The sequence below is a fragment of the Aeromonas enteropelogenes genome (genome assembly GCF_000819845.1).
GTDB lineage: Bacteria > Pseudomonadota > Gammaproteobacteria > Enterobacterales > Aeromonadaceae > Aeromonas > Aeromonas enteropelogenes.
Genome location: NZ_CDCG01000037.1, coordinates 244,587 through 262,254, shown reverse-complemented (window position 1 = coordinate 262,254; position 17,668 = coordinate 244,587). Strand labels below are relative to the sequence as shown.

Genomic DNA, 17,668 nt, shown 5'->3' with positions numbered 1-17,668 from the left:
CCGGTATCCGCGCCATTATTGAGCGTCGGTCGCCTCTTCGTACTGGCGGAACGGGATGCGGAACACCGCCAGACGCAGGAACAGGTAGGTGACGCCGAGGCCAGCCCAGATCAGACCCAGCTCCAGGGAGCTCTGCTCCAGGTTGATCCACAGGGCGCCGATGGTGGCGGCGCCAAGCAGCGGCAGCAGCAGGTAGATCAGGTGATCTTTCAGGCTCTTGTTGCGCTTTTCGCGGACCCAGAATTGGCCGATGACCGACAGGTTGACGAAGGTGAAGGCCACCAGGGCACCGAAGTTCACCAGCGCCAGCGCCATGTCCAGATCGAACGACACCGCGGAGAGGGCCAGGGCGCCCACCAGTAGCACGTTGATGGCCGGGGTGCGGTATTTGGGGTGAATGTAACCAAACACCCGCTCCGGGATCATGCGATCGCGGCCCATCACGTAGAGGATGCGGGAGACACCGGCGTGGGCCGCCATGCCGGAGGCCAGTACGGCGACCGTGGTGCACACCAGTACGATGCTCTGGAACAGGGTGCCGCCCACGTAGAGAGCGATCTCGGGCAGCACGGCGTCCGGCTCCTTGAAGCGGGCCAGATCCGGGAAATAGAGCTGCAGGCAGTAGGAGACCACCACGAAGATGACGCCACCGATGAGGGCGGTCAGCACGATCGCCTTGGGGATCACCTTGCCGGCGTTCGGGGTCTCTTCACTGAGGGAACTGAGGCCGTCGAAACCGAGGAAAGAGAAGCAGAGGATGGTCGCACCGGTAAAGAGTGGCACCATGCTGGCGCTCTCGAAGTGGAACGGCCGGCTGCTCATCAGGGTGGCGGCACCCTCTCCATGGTAGAGGCCCCAGCCCATCAGGCCAATGAAGACGACGATGATGGCGAGCTGGATAAAGACGATGGCGCCGTTGAAGTTGGCCACCAGGTTGATACCGCGCAGGTTGAGGAAGGTCATCACGGTCACCAGGCCGAAGATGAAGATCCAGGGATCGACACCCGGGAACATGGCGGTCAGGTAGATCTTGGCCAGCAGGATGTTGATCATCGGCATGAACATGTAGTCGAGCAGGGATGACCAACCGACCATGAAACCGACGTAGGGGTTGAACACCTTCTGGGCATAGGTATAGGCAGAGCCCGCGGAGGGGAATTTGCGCACCAGGTGGCCATAGCTGAGGGCGGTCAGCAGGATGCCGCCCAGCGCCAGCAGGTAGGCGGTGGCGACCCGGCCTTCGGTGATGTCACCGACGATGGCGAAGGTGTCGAATACGGCCATGGGGGTCAGATAGGCGAGACCCATTACGATAACCTGAGTCAGGGTCAGGGTCTTGAGCAGCTTGGCGCCTTGAGATGCCATTACGCTTTCTCCTCAATCAGTGCCGGAGCACATGCTTGCAACGCGCACAGGGAGACGAAAAATTCGCAGACCTGTACATCAAGGGCGCCGGGGAGGCGCATACCGGTGTTGGCCGGCAGGAAAGCATTGAAACGCCCCATTTTTTTCCTCTTAACGTCGGGAGATTGTTGGCAATCTCGGTATCACTTCCGGAAGGTTTCCGGCCTCTGTGGTTGGTTTGGTGTTCTGCCCAAAAGAAAGAACCGATGTTGCAAGGAACATCGGTTCTTCAATTGGCCGCGTATTTTGCATTCGTGGCCCCCCCGTGACAAGCAATAATGGGCGCCGGATCGCATTTTTTTGCACTCTGCTTTGACAGGTAAGCGATCACTCTCCCCCTGTTGCCATCATGCAGCCTTTCTCCCCGTTTTTCAGGTCACGTTGGATGAGGGAACCTCGCTCTCATCCAGTACGGAATCTCGCCATTTCGCCGCTGCAGGGCGCATTGACACAGGAAGAGGCGCCCGGGCCGGGTGGCCTCTTCCGGTTTGTTGGCAGGGGGCCTGTCTGGTGCATGGCCCCCGCTCTGGCGACCGGCACAAGGGAGGAGAGAGGCGCGAATAAATGGTCACTTTATCCGGGTGAACACCGTTTCTGGTCATGGGTGGTGGGGGCAAGAGGGGCAAGCCAGGGAATTGAGTACAAAGGGATTTTTTATCAGGCTTTCAATCAGGCATGAAAAAAGGAGCCTAAAGGCTCCTTTTGATTCAGTACATTCATGCTCGCACAGACTTACTGGGCCACCTCGACCTTGTCGGCGGTGTGCAGCGGAATGCGGAACACCACCAGACGCAGGAACAGGTAGAGGGCACCGAGCGCCGCCCAGATCAGCCCCAGCTCGAAGGAGGAGGGCTCGAGGTTGAGCCACAGTACCCCGATGCAGGCGGCGCCGCACAGGGGCATCACCAGGAACAGCAGGTGATCCTTCAGGGTCTTGTTGCGACCGAGCTTCACATAGAAGTGGGCAATGACCGCCAGGTTGACGAAGGTGAAGGCCACCAGGGCGCCGAAGTTGATCAGGGCCAGGGCGATCTCCAGATCAAACGACACGGCGGAGAGGGCCAGGGTGCCCACCAGCAGCACGTTGAGCGCCGGGGTCTGCCACTTCGGATGGATATAGGAGAAGAAGCGCGCAGGCAGGGCGCGATCCCGACCCATCACGTAGAGCAGGCGCGACACGCCGGCGTGGGAGGCCAGCCCCGAGGCCAGCACTGCCACTGTCGTGCACACCAGCACCACCGCCTGGAACAGCTTGCCACCCACGTAGAGGGCAATCTCGGGCAGGACCGCATCCGGTTGCTGGAAGCGGGAGATGTCCGGGAAGAACAGCTGCAGGAAGTAGGAGGTGGTGACGAACAGCACGCCGCCGATCAGCGCGGTCAGCACGATGGCGCGGGGGATCACCCGATCCGCGTCCGGGGTCTCTTCCGACAGGGTGCTGATGGCATCAAAACCCAGGAACGACAGACACAGGATGGAGGCGCCGGTCAGCAGGGGGTTGATGTGCATCTGCTCGGAGAAGAAGGGACGGCTGCTGGCCACGGTTCCCAACCCTTCACCGTTGTAGACGCCCCAGGCGATGAGGCCGATGAAGACGGCGATGATGCTGAACTGCATCATGACGATCAGGCTGTTGAAGTTGGCCACCAGCTTGATGCCGCGCAGGTTGAGGGCCGTCATCACGGCGGCCAGACCAAAGATGTAGGTCCAGGGCTCCACGTTCGGGAACAGGGCCTCCAGATAGATCTTGGCCAGCAGCATGTTGATCATCGGCATGAACATGTAGTCGAGCAGGGAGGTCCAGCCCACCATGAAGCCCACATAGGGGTGAAACACCTTCTGGGCATAGGTATAGGCAGAACCGGCCGACGGGAACTTGCGTACCAGATGGCCATAGCTCAGGGCGGTGAACAGCATGCCCATCAGGGCAAACAGATAGGCCGTCGGCACATGGCCGTCGGTGATCTCGGTGACGATGCCGAAGGTGTCGAACACTGCCATGGGAGTGAGGTAAGCCAGGCCCATGACCACGACCTGCCAGAGTTTCAGGGTCTTTTTCAGACCAACCGCCGGGGTTGTCATCATGCCTGTTCCTCACGCAGTGCCGGGGTGGCACGGTCCATCAACGAAACCGGGAGAGTGGCCCGGGGATCAAGGGCGCCAGGGTGGCGCGCACCGGCCAGGGCCGGCAGGAAAGCATTGACATGCCCCATGTTGTTCCTCACTAAGACTTGGTGTCGGGAGATTGCTGCCAATCTCGCTATCTTTTCCGGGGGTGATCCGGCCTCGTTTATGGATTTGTTCACTGTGAAAAAAGTACCGATGCCGCTGGGCTGCACCGGTACTTTCAGTGGCCGCGCATTGTGCATTTGCAGGGCCCCCTTGACAAGCGATAAAAGGGGCAAAATTGCATTTATTTGCACTGGTGAGCGGTCACTTTCATGCTGGTCAGTCCAGCACGGCCTCCAGTGACTTTTCAAGGATTTGCAGCCCTTCGTCAATCACGGACGCAGGGGCGGTCAGGGGGGCGAGAAAACGGATGACATTTGCGCGCACACCGCATGACAACAGGACCAGACCGCGCCTGCCCGCCTCGGTCACCAGACGCTTGGTGAGGTCGGGATCCGGCTGGGCGGCATCGCGCTGCTTCACCAGCTCCATGGCCACCATGGCGCCGGGGCCGCGAATTTGACCTATGCAGTCAAAACGCTCGGCTATGCGTTGCAGTCCTGCCTTGATCTGCTCGCCCTGGGCCTGCGCCTTCTGGTTGAGCTGCTCCTCTTCGATCACCTCCAGGACCGCCAGGGCGGCGGCGCAGGCGATGGGGGAGCCGGCATAGGTGCCGCCCAGGCCACCCGGCTTGGCCGAGTTCATGATGTCGGCCTTGCCTACCACGGCGGAGAGGGGGAAGCCGCCGGCCAGGCTCTTGGCCAGGGTCATGATGTCCGGCTCGATGCCGGCATACTCGGTGGCGAAGGTCTTGCCGGTGCGGCAGAAACCGCTCTGGATCTCGTCGCAGATCAGCAGGATGCCGTGCTGATCGCAGATGCGGCGCAGGCTCTGCATGAAGCGGGGGGAGGCGGGATAGAAGCCACCTTCACCCTGAACCGGTTCGAGGATGATGGCGGCCACCCGGTTCGGTTCGATGTCGGCGCTGAAGCAGAGGTCGAGGGCCTGCAGGGCATCCTCTTCACTCACCCCCAGATAGTCGGCGGGGAAGGGGATGTGGTAGACCTCGCCCGGGAAGGGGCCGAAGCCGGTCTTGTAGGGAACCACCTTGCCGGTCAGAGCCATGCCCATCATGGTGCGGCCGTGAAAGCCCCCCTTGAAGGCGATGGTACCGCTGCGGCCGGTGTGGGCGCGTGCGATCTTGATGGCGTTCTCCACCGCCTCGGCGCCGGTAGAGAGAAACAGGGTGCGCTTCGATGTGGAGCCGGGCACCAGGGCATTCAACTTTTCCGCCAGCTCGATATAGCCGGGGTAGGGGGTGACCTGGAAGCAGGTGTGGCTGAATTTCTCCAGTTGGGCCTGCACCGCCGCCACCACTTTCGGGTGGTTGTGGCCGGTGTTGAGCACGGCGATGCCGGAGGCGAAATCGATGTAGCGGTTGCCCTCGATGTCCCACAGCTCGGCATTCTGCGCCTTGTCGATAAAGACCGGTAGCAGGGTACCGACGCCGTTCACCACGGCGGCTTCACGGCGGGCCTGCCAGGCCTGGTTTGACTGGTTGTCTGAATGACTCATTTTTCCTCCCTGCGGGGGCGTTTGCCCCCTCTCTTGAGTGTTGGCGAGGCTCCCGGGCGGGAGCGCTCACTTCGTCCTTGAATAGTGTGGTGGCAAGCCTTGGCAGGCTGGCCAGACCCCGCCCATGCCCTTCCCATGGGGGGGAGGGCTGGGTTTGCTCCTTCCCTTGTGAAGGGAAGGTCAGTGGGGTGATCGTTATCCTGTCTAGCGGATGGCGCCAAAGCAGAGGTATTTGGTCTCGAGGTACTCCTCCAGCCCCTCGGCCGCCCCTTCGCGGCCCAGACCCGACTCCTTGATGCCGCCAAAGGGGGCCAGTTCGGTGGAGATGATCCCCTCGTTGATGCCCACCATGCCGTATTCGAGCCGCTCGGCAACTCGCCACACCCGGGCGATGTCGCGGCCATAGAAGTAGGCGGCCAGGCCATAGGGGGTGTCGTTGGCCAGCGCAATGGCCTGCTCTTCGCTGTCAAAGCGCACCAGCGGTGCCACCGGGCCGAAGATCTCCTCCTGCAGGATGGGGTTGTCCCTCTTCACCTCGCCGAGGATGGTGGGCTGATAGAAGAGCGGGCCGGCGGGGTGGGCTTCCCCCCCCAGCAGCACCCTGGCACCGGCGTCCCGGGCCTGGTTGACCAGTTCGGCCACCTTGCTGGCGGCGGCGGGGTTGATGAGGGGGCCAATCTGGGTGCCCTCGCTCATGCCATCCCCCACCTTGAAGGCTTTGACGGCGGCGGTCAGCTTCTCGGTGAAGGCGTCGTAGACGCTCGATTGCACCAGGATGCGGTTGGCGCAGACGCAGGTCTGGCCCGCATTGCGGTATTTGGAGGCCAGCGCCCCTGCTACGGCGGCATCGAGATCTGCGTCGTCAAAGACGATGAAGGGGGCGTTGCCGCCAAGTTCCAGCGACACCCGCTTCATGGTGTCGGCGCACTGGCGCATCAAGAGCTTGCCGATGCGGGTCGAGCCGGTGAACGAGAGCTTGCGTACCACAGGGTTCTGGCACAGCTCGTCACCCACCGCTGCCGCCTGATGGGAGGTGATGATGTTGATGACGCCGGCCGGGATGCCCGCCTCTTCGGCCAGTGCCGCCAGGGCGAGGGCGCACAGGGGGGTCTCGGCGGCAGGCTTGATGACGATGGTGCAACCGGCGGCCAGCGCCGGACCCGCCTTGCGGGTGATCATGGCGATGGGGAAGTTCCACGGGGTGATGGCGGCAACCACCCCCACTGGCTGCTTGATGGTGGCCAGACGGCGATCGCCGCTAAAACCCGGGATGGTGCGGCCGTAGGCGCGTTTGCCCTCCTCACTGAACCACTGGATGAAGCTGGCGCCGTAGGCCACTTCCCCCTTGGCTTCGGCCAGCGGCTTGCCCTGCTCGCAGGTCATGATGCGGGCCAGCTCGTCGGTGTGGGCAGTGATGGCGGCAAACCAGGCGTAAAGTTTGTTGCTGCGCTCCTTGGCGGTCAGGGCGGCCCAGGCCGGTTGGGCGGCCTTGGCGGCGTCGATGGCGCGGCGGGTATCCTCGGCATTCATGTCGGGCACCTGGGTAATCACGGCACCGCTGGCCGGATTGGTGACCTCGAAGGTGCGGCCGCTGGCGGCATCGCACCAGTGACCATCTATATAGGCGCGGGATTTGATCAAGCTGCTGTTGGGTGTAGTTCCTGACATGGGAAGCCTCGAGTGTGGATCCGGGCAGCAGGGGGCCGGTTACCCGACCCTCCCTGTGGTGCTGCCGTATAAAATAATAAGCACAGGGAGAACATAAAGTGAGCCGAAATGTTTTTCAAGTGTTAAATATATTTGAATTGTTGGTGTTTGGCATGCTAGAAAATGGGCTGTGACGCACGGTATATCCCATATGGTGCCACAGGATGGTATCAAGGGTGTGCAAAATAATGAACGCTCGCGCTGTGTAACATAGCAAACAGCCGGGGGGATGATTGGTCCGCTATTTTAACCAGCGGCGACAGGGAGGTTGATCATGTACCAAAGAGGCAAGAGCGAAGATACCCGGGGACTGCCATGAGCGGGTTGCCATACCAGAGCATGGGGGAGCGGCTGGCGGCGGTGCGCCATCAGCTGGGGCTCTCCCAGCGGCGAGCCGCCGAGCTGAGCGGCCTGACCCACGGCGCCATCTGCATGATAGAGCAGGACAAGGTGAGCCCGTCGGTGGCCTCCCTGCAAAAGCTGCTCACCGTCTACGGCCTGCCACTGTCGCGCTTTTTCGCCGAAGAGGAGCAGAGCGTGCCGGGCGTGGTGATCAAGGCCGAGCAGCTGATCGAGCTGGGCAGCCAGGGGGTCTCCATGAAGCTGGTGCACAACGGCAACAACCGCCGCCAGCTCGGCTTCATGCTGGAGACCTATCCCCCCGGCACCGACACCGGTGGCCAGGTCAAGCACCAGGGGGAGGAGGTCGGCACGGTGCTGGAGGGGTCGGTGACCCTGACGGTGGCAGGACAGAGTTATCAGCTGGAAGCGGGCGACAGCTATGTGATCGACACGGGCGAGCCCCACAGCTTCAGCAATCCGTCGGGGCAGACATGCCGCATCGTCAGCGCGCATACCCCGGCAAATTTCTAGTGACAGGCGATGCCTCGCTAGGGAAAAGAACCGGTAAGGAAACAGGGATCATGACCGAGCATGTAAACAGTTACTACGCAGCCAGCGCCAATCAACATGCGCCTTTTGCCACTCTGACCGAGCAACTGGAGTGCGATGTCTGCGTCATCGGGGCGGGTTATACCGGCCTCTCCAGTGCGCTCCACCTGGTGGAGAAGGGATACAAGGTGGTGGTGCTGGAGGCGGCCCGGGTCGGCTTTGGCGCCAGCGGTCGCAACGGCGGCCAGATCGTCAACTCCTACAGCCGTGACATCGACACCATAGAAGCGAACTGCCCGCCGGATCAGGCCAGGCTGCTCGGTTCCATGTTGTTTGAAGGGGGCCAGATCATCCGCGATCGCATCAAGCGCTACAACATCCAGTGCGATCTGCAGGAAGGGGGAGTGTTCGCCGCCGAGACCGAGAAGCAGCTGCACGAACTCAAGGCCCAGCAGGCCCGCTGGCAGAAGTGGGGCAATGACAAGCTGGAGCTGCTCGATGCCAAGGGGGTGCGTGAAGTGGTGGCGAGCGATCGCTACGTCGGCGCCCTGCTCGACAAGAGCGGCGGCCATATCCACCCCCTCAACCTGGCGCTGGGGGAGGCGGAGGCGATCCGCATGCAGGGGGGGCTTATTTTCGAACAATCCGCCGTCACCAGCATCACGCCGGGCCAGCCTGCGCTGGTGAAGACCGCCAAGGGGGCGGTCAAGGCGCGTTTCGTGATGGTGGCCGGCAACGCCTATCTCGGCAACCTGGTGCCCGAGCTCGCCGGCAAGAGCATGCCCTGTGGCACCCAAGTGATCACCACCGAAGTGCTGGGGGAGGAGCGGGCCCGTTCACTGCTGCCGCAAAACTACTGCGTGGAAGACTGCAACTACCTGCTCGACTACTACCGCACCAGCGCCGATCACCGGCTCATCTATGGCGGCGGTGTGGTTTACGGGGCGCGGGATCCGGCGGATATCGAGCGGCTGATCATCCCCAAGATGCGCAAAACCTTCCCCCAGCTTGCCGACGTCAAGGTGGAGTACACCTGGACCGGCAACTTCCTGCTGACCCTGTCGCGCCTGCCGCAGTTTGGTCGTATCGGCCCCAACATCTACTACATGCAGGGCTACAGCGGCCACGGCGTCACCTGTACCCATCTGGCGGGCAAGCTGCTCTCCGAGGTGTTGAGCGGTCAGGCGGAGCGCTTCGATGCGTTTGCCAAACTGCCCCACTACCCCTTCCCGGGGGGCCGCATGTTCCGCATTCCCTTCACCGCCGCCGGCGCTGCCTGGTACACCCTGCGCGATCGCCTGGGAGTGTAAGCGGCCCAGCGGGAGGCGATGCAAGGGCAAGGCTCTATCGTCAGCCCGGAATCACCCGAGGGAGGCATCATGCCTCCCTCATTGTTTGTTCCCCATAAAACCAGCCTCTCACACTCGGTCTGACTAGAAGCGGTAAGGAAAACGGATCCCGATACTGTAGTCGGGAGCATCCGTGGTGAGCCCTGCCGACCAGTTGACCACCATGGAGAGCCGGTCGGTGATGGCCCATGTCGAACCCATGCCAAAACTCGCCGCGTTGGCATCCGAGCCGATGACCTTCTCCATCCCGAACCCTTCCGCCCCCTGCTCGGACTCGCGGGTGATGCGCTGGTTGATGTTGAAGGAGAGGCTGAAACGCTCGTTTAGGGCGAATGCGACCCCGAGCCCGTATTCAAACCAGTCACCCAGTTGGACGCTGCCCGGTTGCTGCCCCGGTTGATAGGAGATGTCGTCAAAATCCTCCTTGAGGCTGTGGCCATAGTTGATGTTGGCGAACAGGATGGCGGGATCCAGGGTCCTGACCAGCGAGAAACCGGTCGACAGCTGCCAGAGCCCGTTGCCGGTGGCGAGCTCCTTCGGGGTCATCAGGTTGCCCGATGCCGAGGTGTCGAGCTCGATGCCATAGGGGTCCTTGCCGGTCGGTGCCTTGACCCTGACATTCCACACCAGATCCGGCCACTCCTCGTCTTCGGCCATGACCCGGTAGTAGACGGCGAGGCTGAGATCGCCGAGGCCCCCGTCGCTGACGCTCTGCTCCTCGAAACTGCGGCTGGAGTTATCCTTGCCGGTGCTCTGGTAGTTGCTGCTGCGAAACAGGTAGGGAATGGCGAGCTCCAGCTGCCAGCGATCGTTGAGGGTGTAGCGGGTCACCAGATCGGCACTGATCTGATCGGATCGCACCCTGTCCAGATTGATCTCGCCAAGAAAGATGGCATCCAGCGCGAGAAAGCCGCGCAGGGCGAGATCCTTGCGGTTGTAGTGCTGGTAGGAGAGGCCGAGGTCGAAGGTCAGGGCGCGATCGAAGACGTTGTGCTGCTCCAGCAGCAGATCTTCGGTGCTGCGACCGGGCTCCGGGCTGCGACGGTCCGGCTCCTGCGGTGCCTTGGCCGGTGTCACGGCAGCCGTGCCGGTGCCCGTCGCGGTTACTCCGCTGCTCTTGACGGCTTCCAGTCTGGCCTGCAGCTGGTGGAGCGCCTGGTTTTGCTGGATCAGCTGCTGGCGCAACTGATCCAGCTGTTGTTGCAACGCCTCTTCTTCTGCGGTGGCACCCCAGCAAGTCAGCGGGGTCAACATCATCAACAGCAGGGGGGACTGTTTCATGGGAGCGGATCCTTGTTGTCGTTTATCGTCCTTTTTTCGTGCCGTCAGGGGAGCAGAGGCTAGCGGGAGAACCAGATCCTCGTCTGGTTGAGGGTCTGCAAACCATCCCCCCTGACCCGATTGAGTTGCAGCAGGCCGCGACTGAAGTCCGTGCCCCGCAGGCTCTGCTCCAGCCGGACGCTGCCATCCGGGGTATTGAACTGCAGACCCGCGTAGTTGCCCGAGACGCTGTAACTGGCGGTGCCGAGCACGCTCTGCTGCTGATAATGGCCGGCGGAGACAAGCTCCCCGGCCATCTCGGGGGGCGTCGTCCCGATGCCGGTGAGGTTCACCGAGCGGTTGCCGCGCCCTTCCAGCTGCATCACCTGCACCAGCCCGGCCCCCTGCACAGGGGCGCTGGCCGGGGCCGTGGCGACCGCGCTGGCCCCCTCCTTGATGCGGATCTCCAGCCTGGGGGTGTGCTGCTCAACGCTCAAAGCCAGATTCATGGCTGCCGTCTGCCGGGATTGGGCCGTGGTCAGGGTGGAGATGAACTCGATGCCAAAATAGTGGATGCCGTGAGCGCTGACATAACGCCCCCGCAAGCCTTCCAGCTCGCCATCGGAGAGCTCCGGGGCAAACTGATCCGACAGCTGTGCCAGGGGATCGGATGTCGCCAGTAGCGGGAGGGGCAATACCCCCAGGCTGCAGACGAGGTAGAGGGCGGGTCGGATGTTCATGGTGACCTCACATTAGCTCTTTGTGCTGGAAGCCGAAGTCCAGCAGGGATGTTTCATTGACCGGGGCGAACAGCCCATCCCTGCCTCTGGCCGAGAACGGGGGGGAGGGGTTGGCCAGGGGAGCGTCCGGGCGATAGCCAGCACCGATCACGGCCAGCAGGATCCCGTTCCAGCTCTCCTTGAACTCCCTGAACGAGATGATGCGGTTGCCAAGGGCAGGGTCTGCCAGATAGACGCGGTCACGGCGGTCGATGGCGCGCAGCACGGCGAAGTGCTGATAGCCGCGAATGTTGAGCAGCACTATGGTCGGCACCCTTACCTGGCGCAGCTTGGTATCGCTCAGGCGGTAACCCCGGGCACGCATCCCCAGCATCTGCACGTACTGCTTCATGTCCAGCATGGAAAAGCCGTAGCGTTTGACCTGCGCCGGATCGGCCATGGCCATCATGCCGTCCATCACCCAGCGTTCATTGGTCGCCTGGCCATAGGCATGGCGCAGTATGGTGGCCACCGCCGCCGCGCCACAGCTGAAGTCGGTATGCTGGCGCTCGAGATTGGCATAGCGGCGCTCCTGGATGCTCTGTACCGGTTTGGCAAGCCCCCCCAGCGCCGGGAGATGCTCTCCCATCGGCAGGGTCGCCGACCAGACGACGGGGCTGAACAGCAACGGCAATAGCCAGCGCATTGACACCTCCTTGTGGGCAAAAAATGGGGGGCACACAGGCCCCCCAAGGGTGGATCACTTGGCAAATCCGGCTGCCAGCGAGAGGTTGTTCGCTTGCAGATTGTTGGTGCCAGACGCGACGTTCACCCCGATATTGCCCACGGCGCCATTGAAGGAGCCGCCGTCTATGGTGGCATGGTTGAAGGTCTCACGGGCGGTGTAGGTGTTGACCACAGGGATGTAGCCGGTCACCGAGCCGTGCAGTGTCATGTCACCCTCTTCCTTGAACTCGAACTTGGAGTCCTTGCTGCCGTCGTTGTCCAGATTGTCGTAGTCGATGTGACCCCAGAGGCTGCCGCCGTTGGGGTGATCACGATCCTGCCAGATCTCCGGATAGACATTGTTGGACTGCTTGCTCGTCCCCTCGTAATTACCCTTGGCATCGAGCTTGAGGTGAACCGGGGCGTTCTCCACCGTCCTGGTGGCGCTCAGGCTCTTGTTCTCGGTCAGGTTCTTGGACACATGCTGGCTGTTGGCCACGGTGGCCACCGCCATGGCGCCGGTGGATACCGAGGCGGCCAGGTTGTTGGCCTGCACGTTGCCGGAGCCGGAGGCCACGTTGGCGTTGATATTGCCTGCGGCATTCTTGAAGGCGCCACCACCGACACTCGCCCTGTTCTGGTGCCCCTGGTTGCTGGCCCAGTTCATGCTGGCGCTCTGGCTGGAGAAGATCTCGGCATCCGAAGAGCCACCCGTGCTGCCGTGAGGGTGGCCACCGCCCATGACAAACTCGGCATCGACCTGGTCATAGGCGGCCAGGGAGACGCTGTTGCCCTGCACGTTGGAGTCACCGGCCGCCACGTTGGCGCCGATGTTGCCGGATGCCCCCTGGAACGAGCCATCAATCTTGCTTGCGTTCTCCGTTCTGCTGTGGGCTGTGCCTATCATGGTGCTGGATTGCTGGTTGTCCACGACGGCCATGCCGAGCTTGTTGACGTTGACAAAGCCGCCGACCATCACCTTGCCTTCGTACTTCACATCGACCTCAGCCTTGACCTTCTTGGTCAAGGTTGCCCCTGTCTCATCCTTGTCACCGCGGTACTCGGCGGATGCGGTGCCGGACATCGCCATGATGACAGCGGCGGCTAATGAGCTGTAAATAAGTCCACGCATATTGAGTCTCTCCATTGAACTTTCTGGGGAAGATCCGCCCATCGGCAGGTGCTGCGCCCCCGGACTTCGCTTCCTGTCCCTGCGGCATCAGGGTGATGCCGTTACTGCGCCCGCCAGGGGCAGGGCAACCATGTTGACGGCCTGGTTGCCCTGTCCCGTGACCTGGTTCACCTGAATGACCCCTTTACTGCCGCTCAGGGCGTTGTCATCCAGATAGATGCTGGTTGTCATGCTTGCGGAGAGCTGGCCCGGGGAGGGGCTGGCGATACTGTTGCCCAGATTCACGTCGGTCACGACGCTTATCCCGTCGTCGCCCAGTGACAATGCGAAGCCATTGAGTTGCTGGTTGGCTTCACCCGCTGCCTGGTTGATGCTCAAAAGCCCCTGGGTCTGGCCAAGTGCCGCGCCATGGATAGCGACGCTCTGGTGACCGCCCGGGGTGATGCTGGATTGATTCTGTTGGCTGAACTGAATTACGGCCGGACCCGAGAGGGAAATAGATGCGAGGTTGCCTTGTTGGTTGTGATTGCCAGCAACCATATTGACGCCCAGGTTGCCACGAATATTGCCAAGCGCTTGCGACCCCAAATCAACACGATTCTCCGCTTGTGATGAGTTCATCAATTGGAGGAGTGAAAGGATCGCCAAGACAATATATTTCATCATGCTATCTCTATTGTTTGTCACTTGGGGTTTACAGATATAGCAATGGAGGTGCCAAAATTTAACCTATTGATTTAAATGATTTTTGTGTTTTCAGGTTGCACCGTTTTGTCTCAAATTTGAGACTGCATTTTTATGTCATCCACCAAGGTGTTGTTTATCAATGAATTTATTTTTCTCAGCCTAAGACTGACTTGTCTCAATATTGCTGCGCATCAGTCAATTAGGCGGGATGGTTTATAGTTATCGTCACCTGACGTGCTCAAATTAAGCTCTTTGATAATGAGAATTTCTATCAAAATAAAAACATGAACCTTGCGGGGTCAGGATTGGCACGCTTATAAGAAGCTCGAACAAGGAGGTTTCCATATGACAGCAACGGCATTATTGCTCATCAATTCATGTGCCGTACTGGAGAGTCTGCTGGTCAAAAGCGAGTGGCGGGTGGAGCAGGCAAGTTCACTGGCGATGGCAGAGAGAAAGTTGCAGGAGAAGGATTATCCCCTGGTACTGGTGGCCATCGAGCCTGATCAGCACGAGGCATTGTCAGCCTTGATCACGCAGCACGCGAGCAGCCTGTGGATTGGCCTGATCCAGCGTGATGCCCTCGCCAGTGAGGAGATGCGCAATTTGCTGGCCGCCTGTTTCCATGATTTTCACACCTTTCCCCTCGAGCGGATACGGCTCTCCCACAGCCTGGGCCATGCCCTCGGCATGGCCCGGCTGATCAGGCGCTATCGCCCGAAAATAGCGGAACAACCGCACTTCATTCAGGGGGAGAGTGCCCCCATTCGTCAGCTGCGTGAACAGATCCAGCGCTTGCAGCACTGTCGCCTGCCGGTGCTGGTGACCGGGCCGAGCGGTACCGGCAAGGAGCTGGTCGCCAGGGAGCTGCACTACAGCGCGTTTGGGGAAGATAGTCCCTTCGTGGCCGTCAACTGTGGCGCCATGCCCCACCAGCTGATCCAGTCCGAGCTGTTCGGTCACGTCAAGGGGGCCTTCACCGGAGCCCAGAGTCGCAAGATAGGCAGGATAGAAGCGGCCGATGGCGGCACCCTGTTCCTCGATGAGATAGGCGAACTGCCGCTCGAAGATCAGGCGACCCTGCTGCGTTTCTTGCAGGAGGAGAGCATAGAGGCGGTGGGCAGCCATGTGTCCCGCAGCGTCGATGTGAGGGTCATTGCCGCAACTAACATAGACGTAGAGCAGGCGGTAGCCAACGGCTCGTTTCGCATGGACCTTTACTATCGGCTCAATGTGGTGCGCCTGCGCACACCCGCGCTGCGTGAGCGAGCCGAAGACATCCAGCTGCTGGCGGACGAGGTCCTGGCCGAGGCGCGGGGCAATCGCATGATAAGCTTCACCCGCAAGGCGCGCCAGGCCATGCAGTCTTACGACTGGCCAGGCAATGTCAGGGAGCTGCGCAACCGGGTACAGCGGGCCGCCGTCATGTGTTCGGGCCCCTTTATCGATGCCCAGGATATGGAGCTGATCCACAGGGACTCCCAGCTGCTGAACATGAACAACTCTCTCAAGGCCGTGCGTGAAGCGGCGGAGCGTCAGGCGTTGCAACGGACCTTGACCCGTTTCCCGGATCAGCTGGAAGAGGTGGCGCGCCAGCTCGATATCTCCCGTGCGACCCTCTACCGCCTGCTGGACAAGCACGATTTGCTGTGAGCTGGCGAACCCGCCAGGGTGGCGTGAAGGAAGTGGCCTATACCAGCGGGAGTATGGGCGGCGGTGTTGCAACCCGTCCGTGGCTTGTCCGGAAGATGCCAGAAACAACAAGGCCACCCAATGGTGGCCTTGTTGTTCAGGCGAATAGTGCTCGGAAGCTCGAAGCTGGTCGCCGCATTATGTGGGCTATGGGGGGACAGAAGAGGTTATCCGGCAATACGGCCGGATTAAGCTCACCACTGCATGCCAGCCATGGCGTCGCTAGGCGGATTAGGTACTACTGTTGGCCACCTGCGATTAACCTCGTTGCCAATGCATGACGATTTCGGCGCGGCCGCTATGCTCGCACACCTGATGTTCACTCTCGGTAAAACCGTTACGGACATAGAAGCGCTGCGCAGCTTCATTCTCTGCATATACCTTCAAATCGAGGCGCTCATATTGTCCTTTGAGGTGCTCAAGCAGCTGGCGACCCAGCCCCTGTGACTGCTTGTCCGGGGTAATAAAGAGGGCTGCGAGTGCTCCCTGGTGATAGGAGACAAACCCCAGGAGCTGGCTACCTTCCTCATAGACCCAGCTTTCGCTGGCGGGCAGATAGATATCCCGCATTGCCGCCCGCTGTGCATACCAGAAAGAGGCGGGGATAAAGTGGTGAGCCCGTATGGATGCCTGATACCAGAGCTCTACCATGGCATCCAAATCGGCAGTAGATAATGGACGGATCATGGTTTCCTCAATAGTTAAAAATGGAGATGGAGTTGACTCGATGAGTCAAGCGTCATGGGGCGTTCGTGGACAGATGATGACTTTCTCGTAGCTGAAAATCATTCAGCTATCGTCACCGTATAATGGCGCTCTACGTTGGCCGTAATCTCTCCCCAATACGAGGATTTGACTCTGGCTTGGTGTGCTTGAAAGGCTATATTGTCGACAAACTCTTCATAGACATCGAATTGACATGGATTAGCGCTATCTTGAATTACCTCAAAGACAAGGCAACCGGGCTCAGTGCGAGTCAGTTGGATATGTCTGGCAAGCTCATCTTTAACCTGAGCTAAATCTGATGGAGGAACAATAATAAATCCCTTTAGTGTCACCTTGCTCACGGCTTCCCTCAAACAGAGATATTTTAATGTTGATAATAAACAGGGTAAACAACTGACATTTAAAAAATAAAAACGAGAATAAAACAAGTATATAATATGTGCTATTTTATTATGGCAGTAGATGTCTAATATTTTTTTAATTCTTCAATGTATATGTCTAAATGTTTCTTTGATAAGGCAATTGGGTATCCAGCACATGATGATACTAGAATGTCGTGATGATTAACCATAAATAGCCCTTCACTCTTTAAATAATTTCTATAATCATCAGCAGAAAAACTCTCCAATGTATGAACATCTACGGCCTCTACCAATTGATTTATTATTTGAGTTTTCTTCATAATAAAGAGCTTTTATAGGTATAAAGGATGCATATCCTTCAAGGTTTAACATTTGTCATCACGGATTACTCACTACGGTCATGCTACCGCCCCTGAGTTACAGCTCCCACACTGCTGTTATGAACCAATATGCTTCGGACAAAATCGGCATAGCTGAGAAGGCGCATGGCGAGCCTTTGGATGCGGTGCTTTGTCGAGCGACCATGATACCGAATGAAGCCTTTTCTGGAAGAGGCAATGGGCAATAATCAGTCGTTGATCAATAAATTAAACACGGGCTGGGTTGCTGCCTGAATGGGTCGGTGGGACGTCTGGATACGGTGAAAGGGGGAAGAGTAAAAACACTGCGGCCACCCGAAGGTGGCCGCAGTGTATGAAGGCCGAGCCTTATTTGCGGGTCAGCTTGTCCAGATAGCCCATGGCAAAGGCGGAGACGACAAAGGTGATATGGATCAACAGGTACCATTTGATCTTGTCATTGGGGATATTTTCGGCATTCATAAACACCTTGAGCAGGTGAATGGACGAGATGGCGACGATGGAGGCGGCCACCTTGTTCTTCAGGGAACCGGCGTCGAGCTTGCCGAGCCATACCAGCTTGTCGCTCTCATCCCCCACGTCGAGGCGCGAGACGAAGTTCTCATAACCGGAAAACATCACCATCACGATGAGCCCCCCCACCAGGGTGATATCGATCAGTGACAGGGTGACCAGCACCAGATCCACCTCTTTCATTGCGAAGATATTCGGCAGGATATGGATGATCTCCTGAAAGAACTTCAGGCCCAGTGCCAGCAGGATAAGGCTGAGTCCCAGGTAGATGGGGGCCATGATCCAGCGCGATGCATACATCAATCTTTCAAACATGTTTTCCATGGTGTGATAGCAAGTCCATCAAAGGGTTAACAGACAAAAACGCCCCCTAGCTTAACCGAGATGGGGCGCATCA

16 protein-coding genes are annotated in these 17,668 nt (G+C 59.6%); 3 read left to right on the top strand and 13 right to left on the bottom strand.

Translation table 11 applies throughout. The features are described from left to right. Positions 1–15: 15 nt before the first annotated feature. From BN1123_RS14010 to BN1123_RS13990, 5 genes are all read right to left on the bottom strand, one after another. Positions 16–1,365 (bottom strand): APC family permease, encoded by a 1,350-nt coding sequence (locus BN1123_RS14010; protein ID WP_042027699.1) that lies wholly within the window; start codon positions 1,363–1,365, stop codon positions 16–18. After that, positions 1,365–1,505, bottom strand: a complete 141-nt coding sequence (locus BN1123_RS21705) for a hypothetical protein (protein ID WP_197064518.1) — start codon at positions 1,503–1,505, stop codon at positions 1,365–1,367. The genes BN1123_RS14010 and BN1123_RS21705 overlap by 1 nt, the downstream gene beginning before the upstream one ends. A gap of 631 nt (positions 1,506–2,136) precedes the next feature. Beyond that, positions 2,137–3,486: an APC family permease gene (locus BN1123_RS14005; RefSeq protein WP_026457272.1), complete on the bottom strand. Its 1,350-nt coding sequence runs from the start codon at positions 3,484–3,486 to the stop codon at positions 2,137–2,139. A 366-nt stretch (positions 3,487–3,852) separates the two neighbouring features. Then, positions 3,853–5,148, bottom strand: a complete 1,296-nt coding sequence (gene gabT / locus BN1123_RS13995) for a 4-aminobutyrate--2-oxoglutarate transaminase (protein ID WP_042027696.1) — start codon at positions 5,146–5,148, stop codon at positions 3,853–3,855. Between the two features lie 204 nt (positions 5,149–5,352). Next, complete coding sequence (locus BN1123_RS13990) at positions 5,353–6,816, bottom strand: NAD-dependent succinate-semialdehyde dehydrogenase (RefSeq protein ID WP_042027695.1); 1,464 nt, start codon at positions 6,814–6,816, stop codon at positions 5,353–5,355. 354 nt (positions 6,817–7,170) lie between these two features. Here BN1123_RS13990 and puuR point away from each other — a divergent pair, with 354 nt between their 5' ends. Both puuR and BN1123_RS13980 read left to right on the top strand, forming a co-directional pair. Then, complete coding sequence (puuR, locus tag BN1123_RS13985) at positions 7,171–7,728, top strand: HTH-type transcriptional regulator PuuR (protein ID WP_042027694.1); 558 nt, start codon at positions 7,171–7,173, stop codon at positions 7,726–7,728. Positions 7,729–7,778: 50 nt separating this feature from the next. Continuing rightward, positions 7,779–9,056: an NAD(P)/FAD-dependent oxidoreductase gene (locus BN1123_RS13980; protein ID WP_042027692.1), complete on the top strand. Its 1,278-nt coding sequence runs from the start codon at positions 7,779–7,781 to the stop codon at positions 9,054–9,056. A gap of 123 nt (positions 9,057–9,179) precedes the next feature. Here the strand turns inward: BN1123_RS13980 and BN1123_RS13975 are convergent, their stop codons facing one another. The 5 genes from BN1123_RS13975 to BN1123_RS13955 all read right to left on the bottom strand — a co-directional run bounded on the left by BN1123_RS13975 (position 9,180) and on the right by BN1123_RS13955 (position 13,598). Next, positions 9,180–10,376, bottom strand: a complete 1,197-nt coding sequence (locus tag BN1123_RS13975; protein ID WP_042027691.1) for a transporter — start codon at positions 10,374–10,376, stop codon at positions 9,180–9,182. Between the two features lie 59 nt (positions 10,377–10,435). After that, the gene (locus BN1123_RS13970) at positions 10,436–11,095 is read right to left on the bottom strand and encodes a hypothetical protein (protein ID WP_042027689.1); all 660 of its coding nucleotides are present in this window, start codon (positions 11,093–11,095) and stop codon (positions 10,436–10,438) included. Between the two features lie 7 nt (positions 11,096–11,102). Then, positions 11,103–11,780 (bottom strand): C39 family peptidase, encoded by a 678-nt coding sequence (locus BN1123_RS13965; protein WP_042027687.1) that lies wholly within the window; start codon positions 11,778–11,780, stop codon positions 11,103–11,105. Positions 11,781–11,834: 54 nt separating this feature from the next. Continuing rightward, entirely contained in the window at positions 11,835–12,932 is a 1,098-nt protein-coding gene (locus BN1123_RS13960; RefSeq protein WP_042027686.1) for a hypothetical protein, read from the bottom strand. An 87-nt stretch (positions 12,933–13,019) separates the two neighbouring features. Continuing rightward, positions 13,020–13,598 (bottom strand): hypothetical protein, encoded by a 579-nt coding sequence (locus tag BN1123_RS13955; RefSeq protein WP_224212347.1) that lies wholly within the window; start codon positions 13,596–13,598, stop codon positions 13,020–13,022. Positions 13,599–13,964: 366 nt separating this feature from the next. On the opposite strand from BN1123_RS13955, the gene BN1123_RS13950 reads away from it, so the two are divergent. Beyond that, complete coding sequence (locus BN1123_RS13950; protein ID WP_042027684.1) at positions 13,965–15,272, top strand: sigma-54-dependent transcriptional regulator; 1,308 nt, start codon at positions 13,965–13,967, stop codon at positions 15,270–15,272. Positions 15,273–15,569: 297 nt separating this feature from the next. On the opposite strand, the gene BN1123_RS13945 is transcribed toward BN1123_RS13950, so the two are convergent. The 3 genes from BN1123_RS13945 to BN1123_RS13940 form a co-directional block, all read right to left on the bottom strand. Then, entirely contained in the window at positions 15,570–15,998 is a 429-nt protein-coding gene (locus tag BN1123_RS13945; RefSeq protein ID WP_042027682.1) for an N-acetyltransferase, read from the bottom strand. A 98-nt stretch (positions 15,999–16,096) separates the two neighbouring features. Beyond that, positions 16,097–16,378 (bottom strand): putative quinol monooxygenase, encoded by a 282-nt coding sequence (locus BN1123_RS20995; protein ID WP_082037547.1) that lies wholly within the window; start codon positions 16,376–16,378, stop codon positions 16,097–16,099. A gap of 728 nt (positions 16,379–17,106) precedes the next feature. Continuing rightward, positions 17,107–17,586: a TIGR00645 family protein gene (locus tag BN1123_RS13940; protein WP_224210078.1), complete on the bottom strand. Its 480-nt coding sequence runs from the start codon at positions 17,584–17,586 to the stop codon at positions 17,107–17,109. Positions 17,587–17,668 lie beyond the last annotated feature (82 nt).

Bases quoted from the DNA above. Each gene is read 5' to 3' on its own strand.
- BN1123_RS14010 (WP_042027699.1), bottom strand. From the start codon at position 1,365: ATGGCATCTCAAGGCGCCAAGCTGCTCAAGACCCTGACCCTGACTCAG.
- BN1123_RS21705 (WP_197064518.1), bottom strand. From the start codon at position 1,505: ATGGGGCGTTTCAATGCTTTCCTGCCGGCCAACACCGGTATGCGCCTC.
- BN1123_RS14005 (WP_026457272.1), bottom strand. From the start codon at position 3,486: ATGACAACCCCGGCGGTTGGTCTGAAAAAGACCCTGAAACTCTGGCAG.
- gabT (WP_042027696.1), bottom strand. From the start codon at position 5,148: ATGAGTCATTCAGACAACCAGTCAAACCAGGCCTGGCAGGCCCGCCGT.
- BN1123_RS13990 (WP_042027695.1), bottom strand. From the start codon at position 6,816: ATGTCAGGAACTACACCCAACAGCAGCTTGATCAAATCCCGCGCCTAT.
- puuR (WP_042027694.1), top strand. From the start codon at position 7,171: ATGAGCGGGTTGCCATACCAGAGCATGGGGGAGCGGCTGGCGGCGGTG.
- BN1123_RS13980 (WP_042027692.1), top strand. From the start codon at position 7,779: ATGACCGAGCATGTAAACAGTTACTACGCAGCCAGCGCCAATCAACAT.
- BN1123_RS13975 (WP_042027691.1), bottom strand. From the start codon at position 10,376: ATGAAACAGTCCCCCCTGCTGTTGATGATGTTGACCCCGCTGACTTGC.
- BN1123_RS13970 (WP_042027689.1), bottom strand. From the start codon at position 11,095: ATGAACATCCGACCCGCCCTCTACCTCGTCTGCAGCCTGGGGGTATTG.
- BN1123_RS13965 (WP_042027687.1), bottom strand. From the start codon at position 11,780: ATGCGCTGGCTATTGCCGTTGCTGTTCAGCCCCGTCGTCTGGTCGGCG.
- BN1123_RS13960 (WP_042027686.1), bottom strand. From the start codon at position 12,932: ATGCGTGGACTTATTTACAGCTCATTAGCCGCCGCTGTCATCATGGCG.
- BN1123_RS13955 (WP_224212347.1), bottom strand. From the start codon at position 13,598: ATGATGAAATATATTGTCTTGGCGATCCTTTCACTCCTCCAATTGATG.
- BN1123_RS13950 (WP_042027684.1), top strand. From the start codon at position 13,965: ATGACAGCAACGGCATTATTGCTCATCAATTCATGTGCCGTACTGGAG.
- BN1123_RS13945 (WP_042027682.1), bottom strand. From the start codon at position 15,998: ATGATCCGTCCATTATCTACTGCCGATTTGGATGCCATGGTAGAGCTC.
- BN1123_RS13940 (WP_224210078.1), bottom strand. From the start codon at position 17,586: ATGTTTGAAAGATTGATGTATGCATCGCGCTGGATCATGGCCCCCATC.